The sequence below is a fragment of the Streptomyces sp. NBC_00094 genome, assembly GCF_026343125.1.
Classification (GTDB): Bacteria; Actinomycetota; Actinomycetes; order Streptomycetales; family Streptomycetaceae; genus Streptomyces.
On sequence record NZ_JAPEMB010000001.1, the window covers coordinates 1,544,873 to 1,569,837 of the forward strand.

At 72.0% G+C, this 24,965-nt stretch carries 17 protein-coding genes; 9 read left to right on the forward strand and 8 right to left on the reverse strand.

From position 1 onward, the window contains the following. Positions 1–116 precede the first annotated feature (116 nt). Positions 117–3,629 (reverse strand): methionine synthase, encoded by a 3,513-nt coding sequence (gene metH / locus OG580_RS06600; RefSeq protein WP_267042690.1) that lies wholly within the window; start codon positions 3,627–3,629, stop codon positions 117–119. A gap of 242 nt (positions 3,630–3,871) precedes the next feature. On the opposite strand from metH, the gene OG580_RS06605 reads away from it, so the two are divergent. From OG580_RS06605 to OG580_RS06630, 6 genes are all read left to right on the forward strand, one after another. Further along, the gene (locus OG580_RS06605; protein ID WP_267042691.1) at positions 3,872–4,636 is read left to right on the forward strand and encodes an IclR family transcriptional regulator; all 765 of its coding nucleotides are present in this window, start codon (positions 3,872–3,874) and stop codon (positions 4,634–4,636) included. Between the two features lie 280 nt (positions 4,637–4,916). Continuing rightward, complete coding sequence (locus OG580_RS06610) at positions 4,917–5,675, forward strand: MIP/aquaporin family protein (protein ID WP_267042692.1); 759 nt, start codon at positions 4,917–4,919, stop codon at positions 5,673–5,675. A 34-nt stretch (positions 5,676–5,709) separates the two neighbouring features. Beyond that, the gene (gene glpK / locus OG580_RS06615) at positions 5,710–7,242 is read left to right on the forward strand and encodes a glycerol kinase GlpK (RefSeq protein ID WP_267042693.1); all 1,533 of its coding nucleotides are present in this window, start codon (positions 5,710–5,712) and stop codon (positions 7,240–7,242) included. Between the two features lie 6 nt (positions 7,243–7,248). Beyond that, entirely contained in the window at positions 7,249–8,853 is a 1,605-nt protein-coding gene (locus OG580_RS06620; protein WP_267042694.1) for a glycerol-3-phosphate dehydrogenase/oxidase, read from the forward strand. Between the two features lie 180 nt (positions 8,854–9,033). Next, on the forward strand, positions 9,034–10,095 hold the full coding sequence (locus OG580_RS06625; RefSeq protein ID WP_267042695.1) for an LLM class flavin-dependent oxidoreductase: 1,062 nt from the start codon (positions 9,034–9,036) through the stop codon (positions 10,093–10,095). Positions 10,096–10,236: 141 nt separating this feature from the next. Then, positions 10,237–11,394, forward strand: a complete 1,158-nt coding sequence (locus OG580_RS06630; RefSeq protein ID WP_267042696.1) for a PAC2 family protein — start codon at positions 10,237–10,239, stop codon at positions 11,392–11,394. Between the two features lie 63 nt (positions 11,395–11,457). Here the strand turns inward: OG580_RS06630 and OG580_RS06635 are convergent, their stop codons facing one another. The 5 genes from OG580_RS06635 to OG580_RS06655 all read right to left on the reverse strand — a co-directional run bounded on the left by OG580_RS06635 (position 11,458) and on the right by OG580_RS06655 (position 18,227). Next, positions 11,458–14,514, reverse strand: coding sequence for an NPCBM/NEW2 domain-containing protein (locus tag OG580_RS06635; protein WP_267042697.1), 3,057 nt, complete (start codon positions 14,512–14,514; stop codon positions 11,458–11,460). Between the two features lie 115 nt (positions 14,515–14,629). Then, positions 14,630–15,859 carry a cysteine--1-D-myo-inosityl 2-amino-2-deoxy-alpha-D-glucopyranoside ligase gene (mshC, locus tag OG580_RS06640; protein ID WP_267042698.1) on the reverse strand — a complete coding sequence of 410 codons (1,230 nt, stop codon included), beginning with the start codon at positions 15,857–15,859 and terminating at the stop codon, positions 14,630–14,632. Between the two features lie 217 nt (positions 15,860–16,076). Further along, a complete protein-coding gene (locus tag OG580_RS06645; protein ID WP_267042699.1) occupies positions 16,077–16,883 on the reverse strand; it encodes an SCO1664 family protein in 807 nt (268 codons plus the stop codon). After that, positions 16,880–17,470: a DUF3090 domain-containing protein gene (locus OG580_RS06650; RefSeq protein WP_267042700.1), complete on the reverse strand. Its 591-nt coding sequence runs from the start codon at positions 17,468–17,470 to the stop codon at positions 16,880–16,882. The genes OG580_RS06645 and OG580_RS06650 overlap by 4 nt, the downstream gene beginning before the upstream one ends. A gap of 67 nt (positions 17,471–17,537) precedes the next feature. Continuing rightward, positions 17,538–18,227 carry a histidine phosphatase family protein gene (locus OG580_RS06655; RefSeq protein ID WP_267042701.1) on the reverse strand — a complete coding sequence of 230 codons (690 nt, stop codon included), beginning with the start codon at positions 18,225–18,227 and terminating at the stop codon, positions 17,538–17,540. Between the two features lie 151 nt (positions 18,228–18,378). On the opposite strand from OG580_RS06655, the gene corA reads away from it, so the two are divergent. After that, positions 18,379–19,371 (forward strand): magnesium/cobalt transporter CorA, encoded by a 993-nt coding sequence (gene corA, locus OG580_RS06660; RefSeq protein WP_267047922.1) that lies wholly within the window; start codon positions 18,379–18,381, stop codon positions 19,369–19,371. A 74-nt stretch (positions 19,372–19,445) separates the two neighbouring features. On the opposite strand, the gene OG580_RS06665 is transcribed toward corA, so the two are convergent. Beyond that, the gene (locus tag OG580_RS06665; RefSeq protein WP_267042702.1) at positions 19,446–20,231 is read right to left on the reverse strand and encodes a ferritin-like domain-containing protein; all 786 of its coding nucleotides are present in this window, start codon (positions 20,229–20,231) and stop codon (positions 19,446–19,448) included. Between the two features lie 313 nt (positions 20,232–20,544). Beyond that, positions 20,545–21,594 (reverse strand): LLM class F420-dependent oxidoreductase, encoded by a 1,050-nt coding sequence (locus OG580_RS06670; protein ID WP_267042703.1) that lies wholly within the window; start codon positions 21,592–21,594, stop codon positions 20,545–20,547. A 129-nt stretch (positions 21,595–21,723) separates the two neighbouring features. Here OG580_RS06670 and OG580_RS06675 point away from each other — a divergent pair, with 129 nt between their 5' ends. Both OG580_RS06675 and OG580_RS06680 read left to right on the forward strand, forming a co-directional pair. Beyond that, positions 21,724–22,701, forward strand: a complete 978-nt coding sequence (locus tag OG580_RS06675; RefSeq protein WP_267042704.1) for an aldo/keto reductase — start codon at positions 21,724–21,726, stop codon at positions 22,699–22,701. After that, the gene (locus tag OG580_RS06680; protein WP_267042705.1) at positions 22,698–24,950 is read left to right on the forward strand and encodes a helix-hairpin-helix domain-containing protein; all 2,253 of its coding nucleotides are present in this window, start codon (positions 22,698–22,700) and stop codon (positions 24,948–24,950) included. The genes OG580_RS06675 and OG580_RS06680 overlap by 4 nt, the downstream gene beginning before the upstream one ends. Positions 24,951–24,965: the final 15 nt, after the last annotated feature.

Genomic DNA, 24,965 nt, shown 5'->3' on the forward strand with positions numbered 1-24,965 from the left:
ATGGAGGGACGAGAAGGCCGGTCTCCCTCCCCGGTACGGGGAGGAGGACCGGCCTGCACTGGACCGACAAGTGTACGTCGCCCCTGGCAGGGGCGCCTGGATTTACACCGTGGGGGTCACCGTGCGTTGAAGTACGTCGCCTCCGGGTGGTGGATCACGATGGCGTCGGTGGACTGCTCGGGGTGGAGCTGGAACTCCTCCGACAGGTGCACGCCGATCCGCTCCGGCCGCAGCAGGTCCGCGATCTTCGCACGGTCCTCCAGGTCGGGGCAGGCGCCGTAGCCGAGGGAGAAGCGCGCGCCGCGGTACTTCAGCGCGAACATGTCCTCGACGGCGGCCGGGTCCTCGCCGGCGAAGCCCAGCTCGGCGCGGACGCGGGCGTGCCAGTACTCGGCGAGGGCCTCGGCGAGCTGGACGGAGAGACCGTGCAGCTCCAGGTAGTCGCGGTAGGAGTCGGACGCGAACAGCTCGGCCGTGGCCTCGCCGATCTTCGAACCGACGGTGACGACCTGGAGGCCGACGACGTCGGTCTCGCCGGACTCCTCCGGGCGGAAGTAGTCCGCGAGGCAGAGACGGCGGCCCCGGCGCTGGCGCGGGAAGGTGAAGCGGGTCCGCTCGTTGCCGGCCTCGTCCAGGATGATCAGGTCGTCGCCCTTGGAGACGCAGGGGAAGTAACCGTGGACGACGGCCGCCTCCAGGAGGTTCTCCGTGTGGAGCTTGTCGAGCCAGCCGCGCAGCCGCGGCCGACCCTCGGTCTCGACGAGCTCCTCGTACGAGGGGCCGTCCCCGGCCCGGTTCTGCTTGAGGCCCCACTGGCCCTTGAAGAGGGCGCCCTCGTCGAGCCAGGACGCGTAGTCCTTCAGCGGGATGCCCTTGACGACACGGGTGCCCCAGAAGGGCGGGGTCGGCACCGGGTTGTCGGTGGCCACGTCGGAGCGGCCGCCGGGCTCCGGCTCGTCCACCTGGAGGGCGGCGGCGTCCCGCTTCACGACCCGGCGCTGCTTGAGCTCGGGCAGCGCGGCTCCGGGGACGCCCCGCTTGACGGAGATGAGGGCGTCCATGAGGCGCAGGCCCTCGAAGGCGTCGCGGGCGTAGCGGACCTCGCCCTGGTAGATCTCGTGCAGGTCCTGCTCGACGTACGCCCGCGTGAGGGCGGCGCCGCCGAGGATCACCGGGTACTTGGCGGCCAGCTCGCGCTGGTTCAGCTCCTGCAGGTTCTCCTTCATGATCACGGTGGACTTCACGAGGAGACCGGACATGCCGATGACGTCGGCCCGGTGCTCCTCCGCGGCCTCCAGGATCGCGGAGACGGGCTGCTTGATGCCGATGTTGACGACGTTGTAGCCGTTGTTGGAGAGGATGATGTCGACGAGGTTCTTGCCGATGTCGTGGACGTCCCCGCGGACGGTGGCGAGGACGATCGTGCCCTTGCCGTCCGCGTCGGACTTCTCCATGTGCGGTTCGAGGTGGGCGACCGCGGTCTTCATGACCTCGGCGGACTGGAGCACGAACGGCAGCTGCATCTGGCCCGAGCCGAAGAGCTCGCCGACGACCTTCATGCCGTCGAGGAGGGTCTCGTTGACGATGTCGAGGGCGGGCCGCGAGGTCAGGGCCTCGTCGAGGTCGGCCTCCAGGCCGTTCTTCTCGCCGTCGATGATCCGCCGCTTGAGCCGCTCGTCGAGCGGCAGCGCGAGGAGCTCCTCGGTCTTGCCCGCCTTCATCGACTTGGTGTTGACGCCCTCGAAGAGCGCCATCAGCTTCTGCAGCGGGTCGTACCCCTCGGCGCGCCGGTCGTAGATCAGGTCGAGGGCGGTGGTGACCTGCTCGTCGTCGAAGCGGGCGATCGGCAGGATCTTCGAGGCGTGCACGATCGCCGAGTCGAGGCCGGCCTTCACGCACTCGTCGAGGAAGACCGAGTTGAGGAGGATGCGCGCGGCCGGGTTGAGGCCGAAGGAGATGTTGGAGAGGCCCAGCGTCGTCTGGACGTCGGGGCGGCGCCGCTTCAGCTCGCGGATCGCCTCGATCGTGGCGATGCCGTCCTTGCGGGACTCCTCCTGACCGGTGCAGATGGTGAAGGTCAGGGTGTCGATGAGGATGTCCGACTCGTGGATGCCCCAGTTGCCGGTGAGGTCCTCGATGAGCCGCTCGGCGATGGCGACCTTGTGCTCGACGGTACGGGCCTGGCCCTCCTCGTCGATGGTGAGGGCGATGAGCGCGGCACCGTGCTCCTGCGCCAGCCGGGTGACCTTGGCGAAGCGGGACTCCGGGCCGTCGCCGTCCTCGTAGTTCACGGAGTTGATGACGGCCCGGCCGCCGAGCTTCTCCAGGCCGGCGCGGAGGACGTCGACCTCGGTGGAGTCGAGGACGATCGGCAGGGTGGAGGCGGTGGCGAAGCGGCCGGCCAGCTCCTCCATGTCGGCGACGCCGTCGCGGCCCACGTAGTCCACGCAGAGGTCGAGCATGTGCGCGCCCTCGCGGATCTGGTCGCGGGCCATCTCGACGCAGTCGTCCCAGCGGGCTTCGAGCATGGCCTCGCGGAACTTCTTCGAGCCGTTGGCGTTGGTGCGCTCGCCGATCGCCATGTACGCGGTGTCCTGGCGGAACGGCACGGTCTGGTAGAGCGAGGCGGCACCGGGCTCGGGGTGCGGGGAGCGCTCGGGCGGCGTGACGCCCTGCACCCGCTCGACGACCTGGCGCAGGTGCTCGGGGGTGGAGCCGCAGCAGCCGCCGACGAGCGACAGGCCGTAGTCGCGGACGAAGGTCTCCTGCGCGTCGGCCATCTCGGGCGGCGTCAGCGGGAAGTACGCGCCGTCCTTGGTCAGCACGGGCAGGCCGGCGTTGGGCATGCACATCAGCGGCGTACGCGAGTGGCGGGCGAGGTAGCGCAGGTGCTCGCTCATCTCGGCCGGGCCCGTCGAGCAGTTCAGGCCGATCATGTCGATGCCGAGCGGCTCCAGCGCGGTGAGCGCCGCGCCGATCTCCGAGCCGAGCAGCATGACGCCGGTGGTCTCGAAGGCGAGCGAACAGATCAGCGGCACGTCGAGGCCCAGGGCGTCCATCGCGCGGCGCGCGCCGATCAGGCTCGACTTGGTCTGCAGCAGGTCCTGGGTCGTCTCGACGATCAGGGCGTCCGCGCCACCGGCCAGCAGGCCCTCGGCGTTCTTCTGGTAGCCGTCGCGCAGCACGTCGTACGCGATGTGGCCGAGCGACGGCAGCTTGGTGCCGGGGCCGATCGAGCCGAGCACCCAGCGCTGACGGCCGTCCTTGGCGCCGAACTCGTCGGCGACCTCGCGGGCGATCCGGGCGCCCGCCTCGGAGAGCTCGACGATCCGGTCCGCGATCTCGTACTCGCCCGCTGCCGAGTGGTTGGAGCCGAAGGTGTTCGTCTCCACGCAGTCGACGCCGACCTCGAAGTACGCCTCGTGGACCGAGCGGACGATGTCCGGCCTGGTCACGTTCAGGATCTCGTTGCAGCCTTCGAGGTTCTGGAAGTCCTCAAGGGTGGGGTCCTGAGCCTGGAGCATGGTGCCCATGGCTCCGTCGGCGACGACGACTCGGGTGGCAAGCGCCTCACGGAGGGCTGCGGCGCGGTTCCGGCTGTCAGCGGAGGGGGTCGGCAACGAGGCCATGGATGAGCTCCCTGGGATGCGACGGCTGTCGGCTTTGCACCCTCGGTGGAGGGTGCACGGAGCCAGCGTAACCGCGCTCGGCCCGGGGTGGACACGGCGTCCCACGGGGCGGACGGCATCCTGTGTGCGGGGACTCCCCGTCCGGCCTGTTCGTGACCGACACTGTCCTCAGTAACCCAAGGTCGACATCGACCGATAGTGTTCAGCATTGCCGAACAACGTAAGAGGGAGAGGGTCGGGCGATGGCGAAGAACATCCAGTCGCTTGAACGGGCTGCCGCGATGCTGCGACTGCTCGCCGGCGGCGAGCGCCGGCTCGGCCTGTCCGACATCGCGTCCTCGCTGGGGCTCGCGAAGGGCACGGCCCACGGGATCCTGCGCACCCTCCAGGCGGAGGGCTTCGTGGAGCAGGAGGCGGCCTCGGGCCGCTACCAGCTGGGGGCGGAGCTGCTGCGGCTCGGCAACAGCTATCTGGACGTGCACGAGCTGCGGGCCCGGGCCCTCGTCTGGACCGACGACCTCGCGCGGTCGAGCGGCGAGAGCGTGCACCTGGGGGTGCTGCACCAGCGGGGCGTCCTGATCGTGCACCACGTCTTCCGGCCCGACGACAGCCGCCAGGTCCTGGAGGTGGGGGCCATGCAGCCGCTGCACTCCACGGCCCTCGGCAAGGTCCTCTCGGCGTACGACCCGGTGGCCCACAGCGAGGTGCTGGAGGTCGAGCGCGAGGCGTTCACGCCCCGTACGACGACCGAGCTCGACGCGTTCGAGTCCTTGCTCGACCTGACGCGGGCCAAGGGCTGGGCGGCGGACGTCGAGGAGACCTGGGAGGGCCTGGCCTCGGTGGCGGCGCCGATCCACGACCGGCGGCGGATGCCGGTGGGTGCCGTGGCGGTCACGGGCGCGGTGGAGCGGCTCTGCCCCGGCGGGGAACTGCGCCCCGAACTGGTGGCGGCGGTGCGGGACTGCGCCCGCGCCGTCTCGCGCGACCTGGGGGCCGGCCGCTTCTGACGCGGCCGGGGCGCCCCTCGCCTCCGAGCCGCCCCCCGTACGGTCGAACCCGTCGGTAACGATCCCGTTATCGGCGGGTTTTTCGCATCCCGGGGCCTTGACGTGCTGTTAACCCTGGGGCAAAACTTCCGTTCACCGGTCGGCATTGTCGAACGCTTAACGGCAATACACGCTAGAGTGTGGCAGTGCCAAGGGCCGGCAACGCCCTCACACGAGGGCGCGGACCACCGGAGGGACCCGGGGTTCGGCTTCCCCTGGACGAAGGACAAAGGAGTCGCGGGTGTCCAGCTCCGACATCTTCCTCGGCGAGACCATCGGTACCGCCGTACTCATCCTGCTCGGCGGCGGTGTCTGTGCCGCCGTCACGCTCAAGAGCTCGAAGGCCCGTAACGCGGGCTGGCTCGCGATCACCTTCGGGTGGGGCTTCGCCGTCTTGACGGCCGTCTACATGACGGCTTCCCTCTCCGGCGCCCATCTGAACCCCGCCGTCACGGTCGGAATCGCGGTCAAGGACGGGGAGTGGGGCAACGTCCCCGTGTACCTCGCCGGCCAGCTGCTCGGCGCGATGATCGGCGCCGCGCTGGTCTGGGTGGCCTACTACGGCCAGTTCCAGGCCCACCTCACGGACCCGGAGACCGTCGGCGAGAAGCCGATCGAGGGCCCCGGCCCGGTGCTCGGCATCTTCTCGACCGGCCCCGAGATCCGGAACGTCTGGCAGAACCTGGCCACCGAGATCATCGGCACGGTCGTGCTGGTCCTGGCGGTGCTCACCCAGGGCCTCAACGACAGCGGCAAGGGCCTCGGCGTCATAGGCGGCCTCATCACCGCGCTCGTCGTGGTCTCCATCGGCCTCTCGCTCGGCGGCCCGACCGGCTACGCCATCAACCCGGCCCGCGACCTCGGTCCGCGCATCGTGCACGCCCTGCTCCCGCTGCCGAACAAGGGCGGCTCCGACTGGAGCTACTCCTGGATCCCGGTCGCCGGTCCGCTGATCGGTGGCGCCGTCGCCGCGGGTATCTACAACATCGCGTTCGCCTGAGCCGTCCTTCTTTCCGACCCCCTTGGAGCACACCGTGACCGACGCACACACGTCCGGCCCCTTCATCGCGGCCATCGACCAGGGCACCACCTCCTCGCGCTGCATCGTCTTCGACAAGGACGGCCGGATCGTCTCGGTCGACCAGAAGGAGCACGAGCAGATCTTCCCGAAGCCCGGCTGGGTCGAGCACGACGCCGCCGAGATCTGGACCAACGTCCAGGAGGTCGTCGCCGGCGCCCTCGCCAAGGCGGACATCACCTCCGCCGACGTCAAGGCCATCGGCATCACCAACCAGCGCGAGACCACGCTGCTGTGGGACAAGAACACCGGTGAGCCCGTCCACAACGCCCTCGTCTGGCAGGACACCCGCACCGACGCCCTCTGCAAGGAGCTCGGCCGCAACGTCGGCCAGGACCGCTTCCGCCGCGAGACCGGCCTGCCGCTCGCCTCGTACTTCTCCGGCCCCAAGGTCCGCTGGCTGCTCGACAACGTCGAGGGCCTGCGCGAGCGCGCCGAGCGCGGCGACATCCTCTTCGGCACCATGGACTCCTGGGTCATCTGGAACCTGACCGGCGGCGTCGAGGGCGGTCACCACGTCACCGACGTCACCAACGCCTCGCGCACCATGCTCATGAACCTGCACACCATGGCCTGGGACGAGAAGATCCTGCAGTCCATGGAGATCCCGGCCGCGGTGCTGCCGGAGATCCGCTCCTCCGCCGAGGTCTACGGCACGGTCAAGGGCGGCGTCCTCGACGGCGTCCCGGTCGCCTCCGCGCTCGGCGACCAGCAGGCCGCCCTCTTCGGCCAGACCTGTTTCGCCGAGGGCGAGGCCAAGTCCACGTACGGCACCGGCACGTTCATGCTGATGAACACCGGCGACAAGATCATCAACTCCTACAGCGGCCTGCTGACCACCGTCGGCTACCAGATCGGCGACGCGAAGCCGGTCTACGCCCTGGAGGGCTCGATCGCCGTCACCGGTTCGCTGGTGCAGTGGATGCGCGACCAGATGGGCCTGATCAAGTCCGCCGCCGAGATCGAGACCCTCGCGTCCTCGGTCGAGGACAACGGCGGCGCCTACTTCGTGCCGGCGTTCTCCGGCCTGTTCGCCCCCTACTGGCGCTCCGACGCCCGCGGAGTGATCGCCGGCCTCACCCGGTACGTCACCAAGGCGCACATCGCCCGCGCCGTCCTGGAGGCCACCGCCTGGCAGACCCGCGAGATCACCGACGCCATGACGAAGGACTCCGGCGTCGAGCTGACCGCGCTCAAGGTCGACGGCGGCATGACCTCCAACAACCTGCTGATGCAGACGCTCTCCGACTTCCTGGACGCGCCGGTCGTGCGTCCGATGGTCGCCGAGACGACCTGCCTCGGCGCCGCCTACGCCGCCGGCCTGGCCGTCGGCTTCTGGCCGGACACCGACTCGCTGCGCGCCAACTGGCGCCGCGCCGCGGAATGGACCCCTCGCATGGACGCCGACAAGCGTGACAGCGAGTACAAGAGCTGGCTCAAGGCCGTGGAACGCTCCATGGGCTGGCTCGATGACGCATCCGAGGAGTAATACGAGATGACCACCCTGCAGAGCGTCCCTGCCCTCGGGACGCACCCGGCCGCCGGTTCGCTCCCGAGCCGCGCCGAGACCAGAGAACAGCTCTCCAAGGCGACGTACGACCTCCTGGTCATCGGCGGCGGCATCCTGGGCATCTCCACCGCCTGGCACGCCGCGCAGTCCGGTCTGCGGGTGGCCCTGGTGGACGCCGGCGACTTCGCCGGCGCCACCTCCTCCGCCTCCTCCAAGCTCCTCCACGGCGGTCTGCGCTACCTGCAGACCGGTGCGGTGAAGCTGGTGGCGGAGAACCACTTCGAGCGGCGTGCGGTGTCGCGTCAGGTGGCACCGCACCTCGCCAACCCGCTCACGTTCTACCTGCCCGTCTACAAGGGCGGCCCGCACGGCGCCGCCAAGCTGGGCGCCGGTGTCTTCGCGTACTCCGCGCTCTCCGCCTTCGGCGACGGTGTCGGGCACCTGCTCTCCCCCGCCAAGGCCGCGCAGGACGTACCGGAGCTGCGGACGGACAACCTGAAGGCCGTGGCCGTCTACGGCGACGACCAGATGAACGACGCCCGCATGGCGCTGATGACGGTCCGCGCCGCCGTCGACGCCGGGGCGACCGTCCTCAACCACGCCGAGGTCACCGGCCTCCGCTTCACCCGGGGCCGGGTCACGGGCGCGGAGCTCAAGGACCGCACCAGCGGCGACGAGTTCGGCGTCACCGCCCGCCTCGTGCTCAACGCGACCGGCCCGTGGGTCGACCACCTGCGCAGGATGGAGGACCCGAACGCGGCCCCCTCCATCCGCCTCTCCAAGGGCGCGCACCTGGTCCTCAAGCGGACCTCGCCGTGGAAGGCCGCGCTGGCCACGCCGATCGACAAGTACCGCATCACCTTCGCCCTCCCCTGGGAGGACATGCTGCTGCTCGGCACGACCGACGAGGAGTACGAGGGTGACCCCGGCCAGGTCGAGGTCACCGAGAAGGACACCGCGCAGATCCTCGACGAGGCCGCCTTCTCCATCCGCGACCAGCAGCTCTCGCGCGATCTCATCACGTACGCCTTCGCCGGTCTGCGGGTGCTTCCGGGCGGGCCCGGCGACACCTCCAAGGCCAAGCGCGAGACGGTCGTCACCGAGGGCCGCGGCGGGATGCTGTCGGTGGCCGGCGGCAAGTGGACGACCTTCCGCCACATCGGCCGTACGGTGATGAAGAAGCTGGAGGCCCTGCCGGGCCACCCGCTGGGCGACGACTACGAGTCGGTCTCCACGCTGCCGAAGCGGCTCCCGCTGCCCGGCATCGCCAACCCGAACGCGGTCGCGCACCGGCTCCTCGTCGACGGCCCGGCGCCCGGCCCGCGCATGTCCGCCGACACCGCCAAGCACCTGGCGACGCACTACGGCTCGCTCGCCTTCGACATCGCCCGCATGGCGAACGAGAACCCGGACCTGGCGCGGCGGATCCACCCGGACGCCCCGGAGATCTGGGCGCAGGTCGCCTACGCCCGCGACCACGAGTGGGCCGAGACGGCGGACGACGTGCTGCGCCGCCGTACGACGCTGACGATACGAGGCCTGGCGACGGACGAGATCCGCGCGGGGGTCGAGTCCATGCTGCGGAAGTAACTCCTGCAGGGAGTGATTCGCACAGGGAGCGATTCACGCGGGGAGCGCTTCCCGCGGGGAGCGACTCCCGCGGGGAGCGACTCCCGTACGCACAAGGGCGGTTCCTCTCCGAGGGGCCGCCCTTCGCGCGTGCCATGCGCCGTCCACACCGCCGCAACACTCCGCGCGCAGAGTGGACGCATGAAGTTTCAGGTCCTCACGATCGTCCACCACTCCCCGCACCCGCTCACCGGCGAACTCCTCACCGCCGCCGACCGGTTGGAGCAGGTCGTCACGCTCGGCGAGACCGCCGAACGCCTCGGCTTCGACGCCTACGCGGTCGGCGAGCGGCACGCGGGCCCGTTCCTCTCCTCCGCCCCGACCGTGCTGCTCGCCGCGCTGGCCGCCCGTACCCGCCGGATCCGGCTCCTCACCGGTGTCACCGTCCTCGCGATCCTCGATCCCGTCCGCGTCGCCGAGGACTACGCCACGCTCGACCAGCTCTCCCGGGGCCGGCTCGAACTCGTCGTCGGCAAGGGTGCGGAGGCCGGTCACTTCGACCTCTTCGGCCTGGACGAGGAGCGGCAGTGGGAGCTCCAGAAGGAGAAGTACGAGCTGCTGCGCCGGCTCTGGGCGGAGGAGAGCGTCGACTGGGAGGGCGAGTTCCGGCCGCCGCTGAAGAACGTCACGACGGTGCCACGCCCGTACGCGGGTCCGCCCCGGATCTGGCACGGCTCCGCCACCAGCCTCCACTCCCCCGAGCTCGCGGCGAGACACGGGGATCCGCTCTTCACCGCCAACGCGATCCAGCCGAGGGAGGCGTACGCGCGGCTCATCGCCCACTACCGCGAGAAGTTCGAGGAGTACGGGCACGATCCGGCCCACGCGCGCGTGGCGGCCGGTTCGGGCGGGCTGCTCATCGCCGACACCGCCGAGCAGGCCGTCGCCCGCTACCGGGACCTGTACGAGGCGAAGGTGCGGCAGAGCTTCAAGCCGCACCTGGAGGGGAAGGCCGGCTACAACACCCCGTTCCGCACGATCGAGGACGCCGTCGCGGACGGCCCCCAGCTGATCGGTTCGCCGCAGCAGATCATCGACAAGATCCTCGGCTACCACGAGCACTACGGCCACGACCTCCAGTCCGTCACCGTCGACACCTTCGGCCAGTCCACGGCCGAGCAGATCGAGACGCTCCAGCGCTTCGCCGAGGAGATCGCGCCGGTGGTGCGGAGGGAGGCGCCGAGCACGCTCTGGGAGGAGTGAGTCCGCCGTGTGCGGAGGCGAGTTCCTGGGTAGTCGATCAAGGCCGCACGGGTTTTCGGGGATGTCCGGGGGCTGCGGACGGACCGCCGGAAAGCCGTAAGGTTGGTCCGTACGACAGGAACTTCGAAAAGGAGGCGCTGGGTGATCGAGCTCGAGGGGGTACCCGAGCTGATCGACCCGGTCATGGTGGCCGCGTTCGAGGGCTGGAACGACGCCGGCGACGCCGCCTCCACCGCGGTCGCCCATCTGGACCGGGAATGGAAGGGCGAGGTGTTCGCGGCCCTCGACGCCGAGGACTACTACGACTTCCAGGTCAACCGCCCCACGGTCTTCCTGGACAACGGCGTCCGGAAGATCACCTGGCCGACGACCCGGCTCTCCGTGGTCCGGATCGGCGGCGACAAGCCCCGCGACCTGGTGCTCGTGCGCGGGATCGAGCCCTCGATGCGCTGGCGCTCCTTCTGCAACGAGCTGCTCGCCTTCGCCCACGAGCTGGGGGTGGAGATGGTGGTGATCCTGGGCGCGCTGCTCGGGGACACCCCGCACACCCGGCCGGTCCCCGTCAGCGGGGTGACGTCCGATCCGGACCTGGCGCGGACGATGGACCTGGAGGAGACCCGGTACGAGGGTCCGACGGGCATCGTCGGCATCCTCCAGGAGGCGTGCACGCACGCGGGCGTGCCGGCCGTGAGCCTCTGGGCCGCGGTGCCGCACTACGTGTCGCAGCCGCCGAACCCGAAGGCGACGCTGGCCCTCCTCAACCGTCTGGAGGACCTGATCGGGCTGCGCATCCCGCTGGGCGAGCTGGCCGAGGACGCGCGGGCCTGGCAGCTGGGCGTGGACCAGCTGGCCGCCGAGGACAGCGAGGTCGCCGAGTACGTGCAGACCCTGGAGGAGGCGCGGGACACGGCGGAGCTGCCGGAGGCCTCCGGCGAGGCCATCGCCCGCGAGTTCGAGCGCTACCTGCGGCGGCGCGAGCCGGGCAGCGGGCCCGGCGGCGGTCCCGGGGTCGCGACGGAGGGCGGCGACTCGCCGTTCCTCCGGGACACCGGGAGCGGCCGGACGAGGCCGCCGAAGCCGGAGCGGCCGGGGCCGGAGGCGGCGCCCACGCCGGACGCGGGAACCGAGGCGGCGCCTGCGACGCCGGACGCGGAGGCGGAGACGGAGACGGAGGCGGCGACCGAGGCGCCCGCCGCCGAGTCGCCCGCGGAGTCGTCTGCGGAACCGCCCGAGGAATCGCCGGAGGAATCGCCCGGGGAGTCGCCCGGCGAGAGCGGGAACGGCGACTCGGAGCAGTAGACATCGATACGGGAGGGGTGCCCGAGGGCGCCCCTCCCGTACGTGTCTCAGGCCGTCAGGCCGTCACGCGCAGCTGAACCGGGCCGCCGCCCAGTCGCCGTGGTCGCCGCTCTTGGACCCGTTGGTGTCCGTGATCCGCAGCCGGACGTGCCGGGCTCCGGTCACGTCGACGTCCACCGGCAGGGTCGCGGACGCCCCCGTCAGCCGGGGCGAGGTCCACAGGACCCTGCCGTCCGCCTCGACGGAGAAGGCGACGTCCCCGTAGCCGTTGATCTCGTCGTCGATGCCGACGTCCGCGGTGAAGGCGGTGCAGCGCCCGCCGAGGTAGAACTCGATGTCGGAGTCGGCGTGGCCGCCGATCCCCTTCTCGTAGGTCTTCCCCGCCAGGGTGAGGGCGTTGCCGTCGGCGGCGCCGGACTCGCCGTTGGAGCGGTCGCGTTCGGCCGGCCCCCAACCGTTGGTGGAGCGCAGCCAGTCGAGGTCGCTCGCCCAGGCGTCGGCCGTCGGCGGCGAGGGCATCACCCCGACCGCGAACCGCTGCACGGCGGTGCGGTCGGTGCCCGCCGAGCGGTGGCGCGCCGTCGCGGTGAGGGCGGCCTCTCCGATCCTCACGTCCGCGGCCGGAGTGACGGTGACCTCGACGCGCCGGGTGGTGCCGGCCGGGATCCGGTCGATCGCCGCCGCCGGGGTGACCTGCCAGCCGGCCGGGGCGTCGACGGTGACACGGACGTCGGTGGCGTCCCGGGTGCCCGCGGTGACGTCCACGACGACCGTGCCCGGGCTGCCCGCGCCGAGCTCCTGTCCGGTGGGGGCGGCGAGGGTGGCGGAGGCGCCCTGTACGGCGCCACCGACCGCGCTGGTGTCGGTCAGTCGCAGTTCGAAGCCTCGGTCGGTGGGCAGGGCCGCGGTCTTGACCCGGACGACTCCCCCGCGCTCGTCGCGGTCGTACCACCAGCCCTGGGTGGCGGCGTCGAAGGCGGCGCGGGAGGTGAGGGCGGGCAGCTTGCTCCCGTCGAGCCGGACGGTGCCGGGGGCGTCGCCGGTGTGGACGGTGAAGGCGTACGGCCGGGCGGTGGGCTTTCCGGTGTACGTGCCCTTGCTCGCGCCGATCCGGACGGAGACGTCGCCGGGGCCGCCGTTCGGGGCGCGGACGTCGGCGCGCTGGGTGGCGTACCTGCCGCCGCGGTGCTCGCGGGTGACGCCGTCGTCCTCGTACAGCTCGAAGGAGGAGTCGCCCTTCGGGTAGACGTCCCAGGCGATCGGGTCGCCGGGGGCGCGGTCGGTGTACGAGCGGATGTCACCGGGCCACATGGGGACGGTGGCACCGGCCCGGACGAACAGGGGCAGGGTGTCGAGCGGGGCGCTGTAGTCGTCGAGGGTGAGCGGGCCCTCGTACGTACGGCCGCTCCAGTAGTCGATCCAGGTGCCCTTGGGGAGGTAGATGCCGTCGCGTTCGACGGCGTCGCGGTAGACGGGGGCGACGAGGAAGTCCTCGCCGCTGAGGAACTCGTACTTCGCGGCCTCGCCCGCGGCCTTCGGGTCGTCCGGGTACTCCAGGGCGAGCGGCCGGGCGAGGCCGATGCCGGTCTTCGTGGCCCGGTGGGCGTGGCTGTAGATGTACGGGAGCAGGGCTTCGTGGAGCTTGAGGGAGGCGCGGTTGATCGAGGTGTACGGCTCGCCGTACCGGAAGGGCTGCTTGTCCTCGGCGGCCCAGCCGTCCATGGTCATGGTGACCGGGAGGAACGTCTTCCACTGGAGGTCGCGGGTGTACGTCTTGGCGCTGCCGCCGAAGATGCCGTCGACGTCGCCGGTGGTGTAGGCGAGGCCGGACATGGAGGCGCCCGCGTAGGTCGGGATCTGCCAGCGGATGTACTCCCAGCTGCCGGACTGGTCGCCGGACCACTGGACGCCGCAGCGCTGGGCGCCGGACCAGCTCTCGGGGGCCCAGGTGAAGCCGCGGGCGTCGCTGTGGGCCTCGATGCCGGCGTGGGCGTCCTTGCAGCCGTCGAGGGCGAACTTGTAGCCCTCGCCGACCCAGGCGACGTCGAGCTTGGCGACCCGTTGGCCGGCCTTGACCTGCTCTTCGAGCGTGTCGATGCCGTCCTCGGTCCACAGGCCGAGCTTCATGCCGCGCTCGCCGAGTCCGGCGGAGGCCTCGGCGAGGTTCTCGTAGCCGCAGCCGTAGCCGTCGTTGACGAGCATCCAGCCGTTGGGCATGTCGTTGGCGACGTAGCCGTCCGCGACCTCGAGCGCGTCGAGGGTGTGGCGTTCGCCGCGGTTGGCGTTGTGGAGGTAGCAGTCGGCGTCGCCGATCTCCAGGCCGTACACGGGCGGCAGGAAGGGCTTGCCCGTGAGGCGGGTGTACTGGCCGATGACGTCCTTGGCGGCGTCGCCGCCGGTGCCGGCGAAGTAGTAGGCGTCGAAGCGCCGTTCCCGCGCGGTGGTGGTGACGGGTTCGGTGAAGGCGTAGGTGTTCGGGGCGTAGGTGTTGCGGTAGACGCCGTATCCGGCGGAGGAGAGGTAGAAGGGGACGGAGTTGGGGTGGCCTCCGTCGTTCCAGTTGTAGTCGACGCCGACCTCGACGGTCTTGTCGCGGTGGGAGGTGTTGCCGCGGCCGTTCTGCATTCCGGCGCCGTAGAACTGCTCGTCGGCGCCGCGGGCGAGCGTCTGGGTGGTGCGGTCCTGGTTCCAGCTGAGGCCCTGGGTCTCGGACCAGAGAGGGGTGCCGTCGGCGCGTACGGCGGAGAAGCGCAGCGGCGACTTGGCCACGCGCAGGGTCACCTCGGCGGTGGCGAGTTCGTACCGGTCGCCGAGGTCGCGCCAGTGGGTGGCCGGGGGCGGGCCCTGGGGCAGGGTGATGTCGGTGCCGGTGGGGTCGGTGAACTTGCCGTCGGGGGCGAGTTCGATGCGGAAGGTGTCGGCGGTGACGAAGGAGACGCGGGCCTCCGCCTGGCCCGCGGTCAGCCGGTAGACGGCTCCGTCGGCGGCGAATCCCGTGACGTCGCCGACGGTGGTGTCGGACGGTTCGGCCGTGGCGCTGCCACCGGGTCCCGCGAAGGCGGTGAGCAACCCGAGCAGTGCACCGGCGACTGCAGCTCTCATGCGCATTGATGATTGCATGAGGCCTATTTAGCGCAGATTCGAGCATGACGACAGGACAAAAAGGAACCGCCCTCGGACTTCGTCAGGAAGTCCAAGGGCGGTTGCACAAAAGGGAGTTGCTCCGAAGCACCCGCTACAGGGCGACACCCATGAGGGCGTCGACGGCACGGGAGACGAGACCGGGCGCGGACTCGTCGGTGCCACCCTCGGCCGTCTGGAGCGCGGCCCAGCGGTCGACCGCGGCCAGCGCGGCCGGGGTGTCCAGGTCGTCGGAGAGGGCCTCGCGGAGCTCCTCCACGAGCGCGTCGGCGGACGGGCCGTCGGGACGGGAGACGGCGGCGCGCCAGCGGTCGAGCCGCTCCACGGCGTCCTGGAGGACCTGGTCGGTCCACTCCCAGTCGGCACGGTAGTGGCGGGAGAGGAGCGCGAGCCGGATGGCGGCCGGGTCGACGCCGTCGCGGCGCAGCCGCGAGACGAAGACGAGGTTGCCCCGGGACTTGGACATCTTCTCGCCGTCGAGGCCGACCATGCCGGCGTGGACGTACGCCTTGGCCATCGGGTACTCGCCGGTGAGGGTCTGGGCGTGGGAGGCGCCCATCTCGTGGTGCGGGAAGATCAGGTCGGAGCCGCCGCCCTGCACGTCGAAGCTCATGCCGAGGTGGTCGAGGGCGATGGCGACGCACTCGATGTGCCAGCCGGGGCGCCCGGCGCCGAGGCTGGCGCCGTCCCAGCTCGGCTCGCCCTCACGGGCGGCCATCCAGAGCATCGGGTCGAGCGGGTTCTTCTTGCCGGGGCGCTCCGGGTCCCCGCCGCGCTCGGCGGAGAGGTGGCGCATCAGCTCGGTGGAGTAGTTCGAGACCTGACCGAAGTGCGGGTCGGCGTCGACGGAGAAGTAGACGTCACCCTCGAGCTCGTACGCGGCGCCGGAGTCCCGGAGGCGCTCGACGAGCGGGACGATGCCCGGTATGGCCTCGACCGCGCCGATGTAGTGCTGCGGGGGCAGCATCCGCAGGGCGGTCATGTCCTCGCGGAAGAGGGCGGTCTCCCGCTCGGCGAGGCCGACCCAGTCGATGCCGTCGCGCATGGCTCGCTCCAGCAGCGGGTCGTCCACGTCCGTGACGTTCTGGACGTAGTGCACCTGCCGCTTGGTGTCGAGCCACACGCGCTGAACGAGGTCGAACGCGTTGTAGGTCGCCGCGTGACCCATGTGGGTCGCGTCGTACGGCGTGATGCCGCACACGTAGATACGGGCGACGGGGCCGGGGGCGAGGGTCACTCGCCCGCCGGTCGCGGTGTCGTGGATCCGGAGGTCGCGGCCCTTGCCGGGAAGGGCGGGGACCTCAGAAGCGGGCCAGGCATGCATGACCCGAGCGTAACCGGACAGGTGTTCCGGATACGAACCGGATCCGGGATCTTGACCGATTAGGCGCTCTTGCGGGTCGGAGGCTTGCGTGCATACCCCCCAGGGGTGCGCACGCTTCCGCGGCCATGGCCGAAACCTTTCGGTCCGGAGGGCCGGGGCCGCCGAGGCAGGCCTAGGGCCTGTCCGGCGGCCCCGGCCATGATCCGCCGGACAGGCCTCAGACCGGCGGCCAGGGGATCGCGGGCCACTGCCCCGAGGGCTCCGGGTGCCGCCCGCTCGCCCGCAACGCGGCCACACGCCCGCGTACCGCCGCCACCTCGGCCCCGGTCAGCAGCTCCGCCAGACGGGTCGCGAGCGGCGCTCCGGGGGCCAGGGACCGGTCGAGCCCGTCGAGGACGGCGGCCGACTCGGCGGGCAGCTCCTCGCCCGCCCAGCCCCACAGGAGCGTGCGCAGCTTGTCGTCGACGTGGAAGGTGACCCCGTGGTCGATGCCGTACAGCCGCCCGTCGGACGTCGGCAGCAGGTGCCCGCCCTTGCGGTCGCCGTTGTTGATGACCGCGTCCAGGACCGCGAGTCTGCGCAGTTCCGGGGTGTCGGCGTGGACGAGGAGCGCCGTGCGGTCCTCGGCGACCTGGGCGGGCCCGACGGCCTTCCAGCCCTCGCCCGCCTCCTCGTCCTCGGTCAGGGCGAGGAGCCGCGCCTCCGGGTCGGCCTCGATCCACAGCTGGACCATGCCCTCCCCGTACGGGCCCTCGCGGAGCACGGTCGGCGGGACCAGGCCCCAGCCGGTGGCCTCGGAGATCTCGTACGCGGCGACCTCGCGCTGCGCGAGGGTGCCGTCGGGGAAGTCCCACAGCGGCCGCTCCCCCGCGACGGGCTTGTAGACGCAGGCCGCCTCACGGCCCTCGTACGCGACGGAGCAGTACAGCACGGCGTTGGACGCCTCACCGATCCGGCCGCGCACGGTCAGCTCACCGTGGGCGAGCAGCTCGGCGGCCGGCAGGGTCTCGGGGCTGCTGCTCATGCTCCGCGGCGGTATCCGTTCTGGCGCGGGCAGACGTGCCCCTCGGGGTCGAGCGGCAGGCTGCACAGCGGGCACGGCGGCCGGCCGGCGTTGACCACGTCCAGGGCGCGCTTCGCGAAGGCCCGGGCCTGGGCGCCGGAGAGCCGGACCCGCAGCATCGGCGGACCGTTCTCCTCGTCCTGGAGCAGCCGCTCCTCGGCCTCCGCGAGGTCCTCCTCGGAGTCCACGTCGAGCTCGACGAGCGCCTGCGCCTCGACGATCAGGCGCTGCTCCTCGCCGTCCCAGGCGAGCGCCATCGTGCCGACCCGGAACTCCTCCTCGACGGGGGCGTCGAGCGGGGCGGTGTCCGCGATGTCGGCGGGGGCGATCGAGGGGACCGGCGCGTTGCCGCCGGTGCGGCGGACGACCTCGTCCAGGAGCTCGTCGATGCGCTCGGCGAGAGCGGTGACCTGGGCCTTCTCCAGGGCGACGCTCGTGACCCGGCCACTCGCGGACGCCTGGAGGAAGAACGTACGGCGGCCAGGTAGCCCGACCGTACCGGCTACGAAACGCTCCGGAGGGTCGTAGAGGAACACCTGACGGGACACGTTCCCGGCTCCCTAAAGTCTCGACAGTCGTACTACAGCGGCGCGTCCACCCTACTGCGCGAAGGGATCACGGTGCGCCCGCACCACCCCCCACCTCCGCCGTACCACTGCTGTCAGGGGTCTCTCCGGGGACGAGTCCCGCGAAGTCACCGGTGTCGCCGAGGCGGAGCAGGAAGGGGCGCAGCCGCGAGTAGCGGATGACGGTGACCGAGCACGGGTCGACGTGGATGCGCTGGAAGAGGTCGAGATGGAGGCCGAGGGCGTCCGCCACGATCGACTTCACGATGTCCCCGTGTGAGCACATGAGGTACGTGGCGTCCTCGCCGTGCTCGGCCTCGATCCGGGCGTTCCACTCCCGTACGGCCTCGACGGCGCGGTCCTGCATGGCACGCATGGATTCGCCGCCGGGGAACGCCGCCGCGGAGGCGTGCGCCTGGACGATCTCCATGAGGGGTTCGTCGTTCAGCTCGGCCAGCTTGCGGCCGGACCAGTCGCCGTAGTCGCACTCGCTGATCCGCTCCTCGACGTGGAGCGGGAGGTCGGGGCGGGCGTCGAGGAGGGGCCGCAGGGTCTCCTGGCATCGCTGGAGGGGGCTGGAGACGGCGGCGGCGATCGGAACGCCCGCGAGGCGCCCGGGAAGTGCCGCGGCCTGCGCCGCCCCGCGCTCGTCGAGCGCGATCCCGGGCGTGCGGCCGGCGAGGACGCCGGAGGTGTTCGCGGTGGAGCGTCCGTGCCGGACGAGGATCAACGTGGCCATGCGGGCCAGCCTAGGGGGTGTCTTGGCGAGCCCGGCCTGATCGGCAAGACACCCCCTAGGGGGCCGCACGCGCGCGTGGTCGCGGGAGAGCGTCCTGCGCGGAAGGACCGGCTCGAACTCGCGCGTGCGTGGCGGAGGGCGGCAGGGGAGAATACGGCGCGTGATCGTGGACTCTGCCATCTACCGGGGCGGGCGCCGTACCGACGGACCCGCCGACCTCTCGGACGCCCTGGACGAGGCACGGACCACCGGGGACGCCTTTCTCTGGGTGGGGCTGCACGAGCCGACGGAGGAGGAGTTCGCCTACGTCGCCTCGGAGTTCGCGCTGCACCCGCTGGCCGTGGAGGACGCCCTGAAGGCCCATCAGCGGCCCAAGCTGGAGGTCTACGACGACTCGCTGTTCGTGGTGCTCAAGCCGATCGTCTACGAGCCGGAGAGCGACCGGGTCTCCTCCGGCGAGCTGATGCTGTTCGTCGGCGACTCGTTCGTGGTCACGGTCAGGCACGGCGAGGGCGCGCCGCTGGCGGCGGTACGAAAGCGTCTGGAGTCGGAGCCGGAGGTCCTGAAGCACGGGCCGACGGCGGTGCTGTACGCGGTGAGCGACGCGATCGTGGACCACTACCTCGACGTGGCGGGCGAGCTCCAGGTGGACCTGGAGGAGCTGGAGGCGGACGTGTTCGCGCCGACCGGCGGCAATCCGTCCAACACCGCGGAGCGGATCTACACGGCGAAGCGGCAGGTCCTGGAGTTCCGGCGGGCGAGCGGCCCGCTGGCCGGTCCGCTGGCCCGGCTGACGGCCGGGTCGGTGCCGTTCGTGAACGAGGCGGCGCAGCCCTTCTTCCGTGACGTCAACGACCATCTGCTGCGCTCGAACGAGCAGGTGGAGGGGCTGGACCGGCTGCTGTCCGACGTGCTCTCCGCCCATCTCGCGCAGATGGGCGTGCGGCAGAACGACGACATGCGGAAGATCTCGGCGTGGGCGGCCATGGCCGCGGTCCCCACGATGGTCGCGGGGATCTACGGGATGAACTTCGACCACATGCCGGAGCTGACCTGGACGTGGTCGTACCCGTTGGTCATCGTCCTGATGACGGGCGCCGTCGTCACGCTGTACCGGATGTTCAAGCGACGCGGCTGGATGTGAGGCGCCGCCGGAACGCCGGACGCCGACCGGTGGGTGTCCGGCGTCGACGACCGGCGGGCGTCCGGCGTCGGGCGTCAGAAGGCCGGGGCCGGGGTCGCGGGCCCACCGAGGGCGTCACGCCGCTCGGGCATGTGCAGCGCGACCATCCTGTGCCAGCCGGCGGCGCGCTCGTACACGTACATGCCCCGGATCCCCGCGGCGAGGGCGGCCGCCTTGGGCTTGGGCCAGCGCAGGATGCGGCCCATGTGCTCCATGACGGCGAGGCTGACGTCGCGGTAGACCTGGATCTCGGCGAGCGCGGACTCGCGCAGGGTGCGCTGGATGAGCCGGCCGCGGCCGGCGCGGGCGAGCCGGAGCAACTCCTCGTGACAGTAGGCGAGGTGGTTCGCCTCGTCGTTGTCGATCATGTGGATGGCCTTGCCCAGTTCGGGATGCTCCCCGAAGTACGTGACGAGCATGTCCATCTGGTCGGCGGCCCGCTGCTCGGTGACCCGGCTGTGGGCGAGGTAGACGACGATGTCCTCGTCGGTCAGCGGCTCGTCGCGGCGCAGCTTGTCGTGCGCGAGGCCGATGCCGCGCTGTTCGAGCAGCATCGTGTAGTCGGTCTCGGGCGGTACGGGGACCGGTTCGAGGCCGCGCTTCTTCATCAGGGCGTTGAAGATCCGCCCGTGCTTGTCCTCGTCGGCACCGTGCCGGGTGATCTTGGGCGCGAGGTCGCGCATACCGGGGGCGACGAGAGCCGCGATCCGCGCGTTCTCCCAGCCCCCCTGGGTTTCACCGCTCGCGGCGATCGAGCAGAAGAGCCGGAAGGACTCGTCGTCGTCGATGATTTCCTGGAACAGGCTCTTGGCCGTGAGCATCGCCGTCACCTCCGTGTGCCCCCGGAACAACGAGTCAAGTCCCGTCCGGGGCGAGCGGCAACAGGAGGGCCCGGCGACTCGGCCGAAAGAGTGAGTCCCGGGGGCGTAACCAGGGGCCCTGTGGAGCCGTTGTGCTGTGTGACGGCCGTGGCGGGGAAGACCCCCGAGCCCCCACCACGGCCGCAGACCACCTCTCCCCCATGGCGCTCTCGCGCCGATCGGCCCCCGCGCGCCAAACGCGCTTCGGCCACCTGCGCCGGACTCCGTCCGTCGGGTCCGGCGCAGAGCGGGGCCATCGGGCGCGGAGGCGGGGTCACGCCAGTCCGGCGCGCTCCATCGCCTCGACGCCCGCCCGCAGCGCCGCCACCCGCTCGTCGAGCGTGAAGCCGGCCGGGGCGAGGGTGAGGGTGGTGACCCCGGCCTCCGCGTAGGCCGTCATCCGCTCGGCGATCCGCTCGACGGAGCCGAGCAGCGTGGTCTGGTCGATCAGGCTCTGGGGCACGGCGGCCGCCGCCCCCGCCTTGTCGCCGGCCAGGTACTTGTCCTGGATCTCGGCGGCCTCCTTCTCGTACCCCATGCGCTGGGCGAGCTGGTTGTAGAAGTTCTGCTTGCGGCTGCCCATGCCGCCCACGTACAGCGCGGTGTACGGGCGGAAGATGTCCGCGAGCGCGCTCACGTCCTCGCCGAGGGCGAGGGGCAGCGTCGGGCAGACGTCGAAGCCGTCCATGGTCAGCCCGGCCTTCTCGCGGCCCGCGCGCAGGTGCCGGATCGCGGTCTCCTCCAGGTGGGCGGCGGAGGGGAAGATCAGCAGCGCGCCGTCGGCGATCTCGCCGGTCTGCTCCAGGTTCTTGGGTCCGATGGCGGCGATGTAGAGCGGGATGTGCTCGCGCTGCGGGTGGACCGTGAGCTTGAGGGGCTTGCCCGGGCCGTCGGGCAGCGGCAGGGTCCAGTGCTCGCCCTCGTAGCTGAGGCGCTCACGGGACATCGCCCGCCGGACGATCTCGACGTACTCGCGGGTCCTGGCGAGCGGCTTGTCGAACTTCACGCCGTACCAGCCCTCGGAGACCTGGGGTCCCGAGACACCGAGGCCGAGGCGGAAGCGGCCGCCGGTGAGGGAGTCCAGGGTGGCGGCGGTCATCGCCGTCATGGCGGGCTGACGTGCCGGGATCTGCATGATCGCGGAGCCCACGTCGATCCGCTCCGTCTGGGCCGCGACCCAGGCGAGGACGGTGGGGACGTCGGACCCGTAGGCCTCGGCGGCCCAGCACACGTCGTAGCCGAGGCGGTCGGCCTCCTGGGCGACGGCGAGGTTGTCGCCGTCCATTCCGGCGCCCCAGTAGCCGAGGTTGATGCCGAGCCGCATTCCACACACCCCTTACCCATCGGTAACGTCTCTGTGGGCCGGACTCTAGCGCGCGGTCCCGGCATCCGTCAGGAGCCGGTTGTCCACAGGCTCTCTCCGCGTGGTGCCCTGGCCAGTAATCTCGCGCCCATGGAGCAGAGGCATCTCGGACGCACCGGCCTGCGCGTGTCGCGCATCGGACTCGGCACGCTCACCTGGGGGCGGGACACCGACGAGCACGACGCCGCCGAGCAGTTGAAGGCGTTCTGGGACGCGGGCGGCACCCTCGTGGACACCGCCGACGTGTACGGCGGGGGCGAGGCGGAGTACCTGCTCGGGCGGCTCATGGAGCGCCTCGTGCCCCGGCAGGACCTCGTCCTGTCGACCAAGGCGGGCAGCGTGCCGGACCCCGACCGACGCACCGACGGCTCCCGGGGGCATCTGCTCGCCGCGCTCGACGCGTCCCTGGCCCGGCTCGGCACCGACCACGTGGACCTGTGGCAACTGCACGCCTTCGACCCGTGCACGCCCCTGGAGGAGTCCCTGCAGGCGCTCGACATCGCCGTACGGAGCGGGCGGGCGCGGTACGCGGGCGTGGCGAACTTCTGCGGCTGGCAGCTGGCCAAGGCGGGCACCTGGCAGCTCGCCGGGGACCGGACCCGGCTCGCGGGCGCGCAGCTGGAGTACTCCCTCCTCCAGCGGGGCGTGGAGCGCGAGGTGCTGCCGGCCGCCCAGGACCTCGGCATAGGTCTGCTGCCCTCCTCGCCCCTCGGCCGCGGGGTCCTGACGGGCAAGTACCGCAGCGGAACCCCGTCGGACTCGCGAGGCGCGTCGGAGACGATGGCGCCGTTCGTGGAGCCGTACCTGGACGAGGCGGCGAGCCGGATCGTGGACGCGGTCGCGACCGCCGCCGACGGGCTCGCGACGACCCCGCTGGAGGTGGCGCTCGCCTGGGTCCGCGACCGGCCGGGGGTGACCGCGCCGATCGTCGGCGCGCGCACGGCGCGGCAGCTCACGGCCGCGTTGTCGGTGGAGAGCCTTAGTCTTCCTGACGAGATCTGCCGGGCGCTGGACGATGTGTCGGCGCCTGTGCACCGCTATCCGGATCACGACTGGAGCACCCTGTGACCGAGCCTGCCGGGGAGACCGCGCCCGAGGCACCCGAGGCCGTGGCCCCCATCGAGGAGCCCGTCGTGGAGCCTGCCGCCGAGCCCGCCGAGGACGCACGAGAGGGCGCCGGAGCCATCGAAGCCGCCGAGCCGGAAACGCCTGCCGCAGGGGCCGAGGAAGAGGGAGAGACCACCGCCGACGAGGCCGGCGCCGAGTCCGAGTCCGAGTCCGGCGCCGCTGGGACCGAGGCGGAGGCGCCCGGTGCCGAGGCCGCTCAGGGTTCCGACACGCCCGAGTTGAGCGACGCGCAGGCCGAGCTCGCCGCGCAGCGGGAGTTGAGGGCGCGCATCGAGGCGCGGAAGGCCGAGAAGGAGGGCCCCGTGGCGAGCGGCGCCAAGCTGAGCGGCACGGCGGCCGATCTCCTCGCGGCGGTCCGGGCCGTGGAGGGCGGCGCGGCCACCGGCAGCGCGTTCTACGAGACCCCGGAGCCCGCGCCCCGGCGCCCCGCCCCCGAGGCCGCGCCCGCGATGACCGTGCGGCCCCCCGTCCAGGCCGCCGCGCCGGCTCCGGCGCCCGGCGCCACGGCGGCCGTACGGGAGGTACTGGCCCGGGGCGGCGCGCCCGAGACGCTGGCCGGACCTGTCGCCGCCGCGCTCGGCGAGGGTGCGGCGGACGTGCTGCGTGACGACCCGTGGCAGCTCCTCGCCGTGCCCGGGGTGCGCCCGGAGCAGGCCGACGGTTTCGCTCGGGCGCTGCTCGGCGCCGAGTGCGGGCCCGACGACCCTCGCCGGACCGTCGCGCTGACCGTGTGGCTCCTGGAGCAGGCCGCGCTCCAGGGACACACCGCGCTGGAGCTCGGCACGGTCCGGTCCGGGCTCGCGCGGCACGCGGTGCCCGACCCGGACAAGGCCGTCGAGGTGGCCGTCTCCGAAGGGGCCGTCCTCGTCTTCCAGGAGGAGACGGCGGAGGAGCCCGACACGGACGAGGAGGAGCCCGGCCACGAGGCCGAGGCCCCGGCCGAAGAGGAGCCGGCCACGCCCGTACTGCTCGGTCTCGACCGGTACGCGATGGCGGAGGAGAGCCTCGCCGACGGCCTCTCCCGGCTGGTCAGAACGGCCACCGCCGCCACCTGGGAGGGCTCCGAGCTCGAGCGCGCCGCCGGCGAGCACGGACTGGTCCTCCACACGGGCGGCGAGGCGGCCCGCGCCGAACCGGTCGCGCTCGTCGCGGCCGCCCGCGCGCGGGGGTTGCGTGCCCTGCTCGCCGTCCACGGCGAGGACGGGCGGCGGGCGCTCGGCGACGCCGGCGCGGACGCGGTGACGGTCGCCGCGCTGCTCTCCGGGGCCGCCGGTCCCGACCGTGACGAGGACGGCGCCTTCGCCCTGGACCTGCTGGCGGTCCTGGACGCGCCGCAGCTGGACGTCGAGACGGCCACGATGCTCGTGGAGTCGCTGCCGGACGGCTGCCACCTGGTCCTGAGCGGTGACCCCGAGGTCCTGGGGGCGCCGGGCGCGGGCCGGGTCTTCACGGACGTGCTCGCGGCCCGGGTGTGCCCGCGGATCGCCTCGCGCGTGCCCGATCCGGGGCCGCTCGGCGAGCTCGTCTCGGGTATCGGCGTCGGTGAGCTGAACCAGGTCGAGGCACCCGGCAAGGAGGTCGTCATCGTGCCCGTGCGCGACGCCGGCGAGGCCGTGCACCGTACGGTCCAGCTGGTGGCGGACTCGGTGCCCCGGGCGATCGGGGTGCCGTCCGAGCAGACCCAGGTGCTCACGGTCGGCCACGGCGGCTCGGCGGGCACGCGCGCGCTGAACGCCGCCCTCAAGCAGCGGCTCAACCCGGGCCCCGGCCGCTTCGGCGGCTACGACCCCGGGGACCGGGTGGCGTACGCGCCGATGCCGGGCCGGACGGTGACGGGGACGGTCCTGTCGGCCGACGCCGCGGGCCTGCGGCTGCGGTGCGGGGACGAGGCCGTCCTCGTACCGAAGGAGCGGGTGGAGTCGGAGCTGCGGCACGGCTGGGCGCTCACCGCGCACCAGGCGGCCGGGGCGCGCTGGCCCGCGGTGGTCGTGGTGCTGCCCGGGGACGCCGCGGCGGGCCTGAGCCGCCCCTGGGTGTACACGGCCTTCGGCCGGGCCGAGCGTCATCTGTCGGTCGTGCACGGCGTGGACCAGGCGCTGGCCCGCGCCGTGGCGGAGGGGGTGGCCCCGGAGCGTACGACACGGCTGCGGCCGCTCCTGGAAGGGCTCCTCGCCACTCCCGAGGAGTGAGGGCCGGGGAATCGA

Excerpts from the sequence above, each read along its gene's own strand:
- metH (WP_267042690.1), bottom strand. The coding sequence starts at position 3,629 with ATGGCCTCGTTGCCGACCCCCTCCGCTGACAGCCGGAACCGCGCCGCA.
- OG580_RS06605 (WP_267042691.1), top strand. The coding sequence starts at position 3,872 with ATGGCGAAGAACATCCAGTCGCTTGAACGGGCTGCCGCGATGCTGCGA.
- OG580_RS06620 (WP_267042694.1), top strand. The coding sequence starts at position 7,249 with ATGACCACCCTGCAGAGCGTCCCTGCCCTCGGGACGCACCCGGCCGCC.
- OG580_RS06625 (WP_267042695.1), top strand. The coding sequence starts at position 9,034 with ATGAAGTTTCAGGTCCTCACGATCGTCCACCACTCCCCGCACCCGCTC.
- OG580_RS06635 (WP_267042697.1), bottom strand. The coding sequence starts at position 14,514 with ATGCAATCATCAATGCGCATGAGAGCTGCAGTCGCCGGTGCACTGCTC.
- mshC (WP_267042698.1), bottom strand. The coding sequence starts at position 15,859 with ATGCATGCCTGGCCCGCTTCTGAGGTCCCCGCCCTTCCCGGCAAGGGC.
- OG580_RS06645 (WP_267042699.1), bottom strand. The coding sequence starts at position 16,883 with ATGAGCAGCAGCCCCGAGACCCTGCCGGCCGCCGAGCTGCTCGCCCAC.
- OG580_RS06655 (WP_267042701.1), bottom strand. The coding sequence starts at position 18,227 with ATGGCCACGTTGATCCTCGTCCGGCACGGACGCTCCACCGCGAACACC.
- OG580_RS06665 (WP_267042702.1), bottom strand. The coding sequence starts at position 20,231 with ATGCTCACGGCCAAGAGCCTGTTCCAGGAAATCATCGACGACGACGAG.
- OG580_RS06670 (WP_267042703.1), bottom strand. The coding sequence starts at position 21,594 with ATGCGGCTCGGCATCAACCTCGGCTACTGGGGCGCCGGAATGGACGGC.
- OG580_RS06675 (WP_267042704.1), top strand. The coding sequence starts at position 21,724 with ATGGAGCAGAGGCATCTCGGACGCACCGGCCTGCGCGTGTCGCGCATC.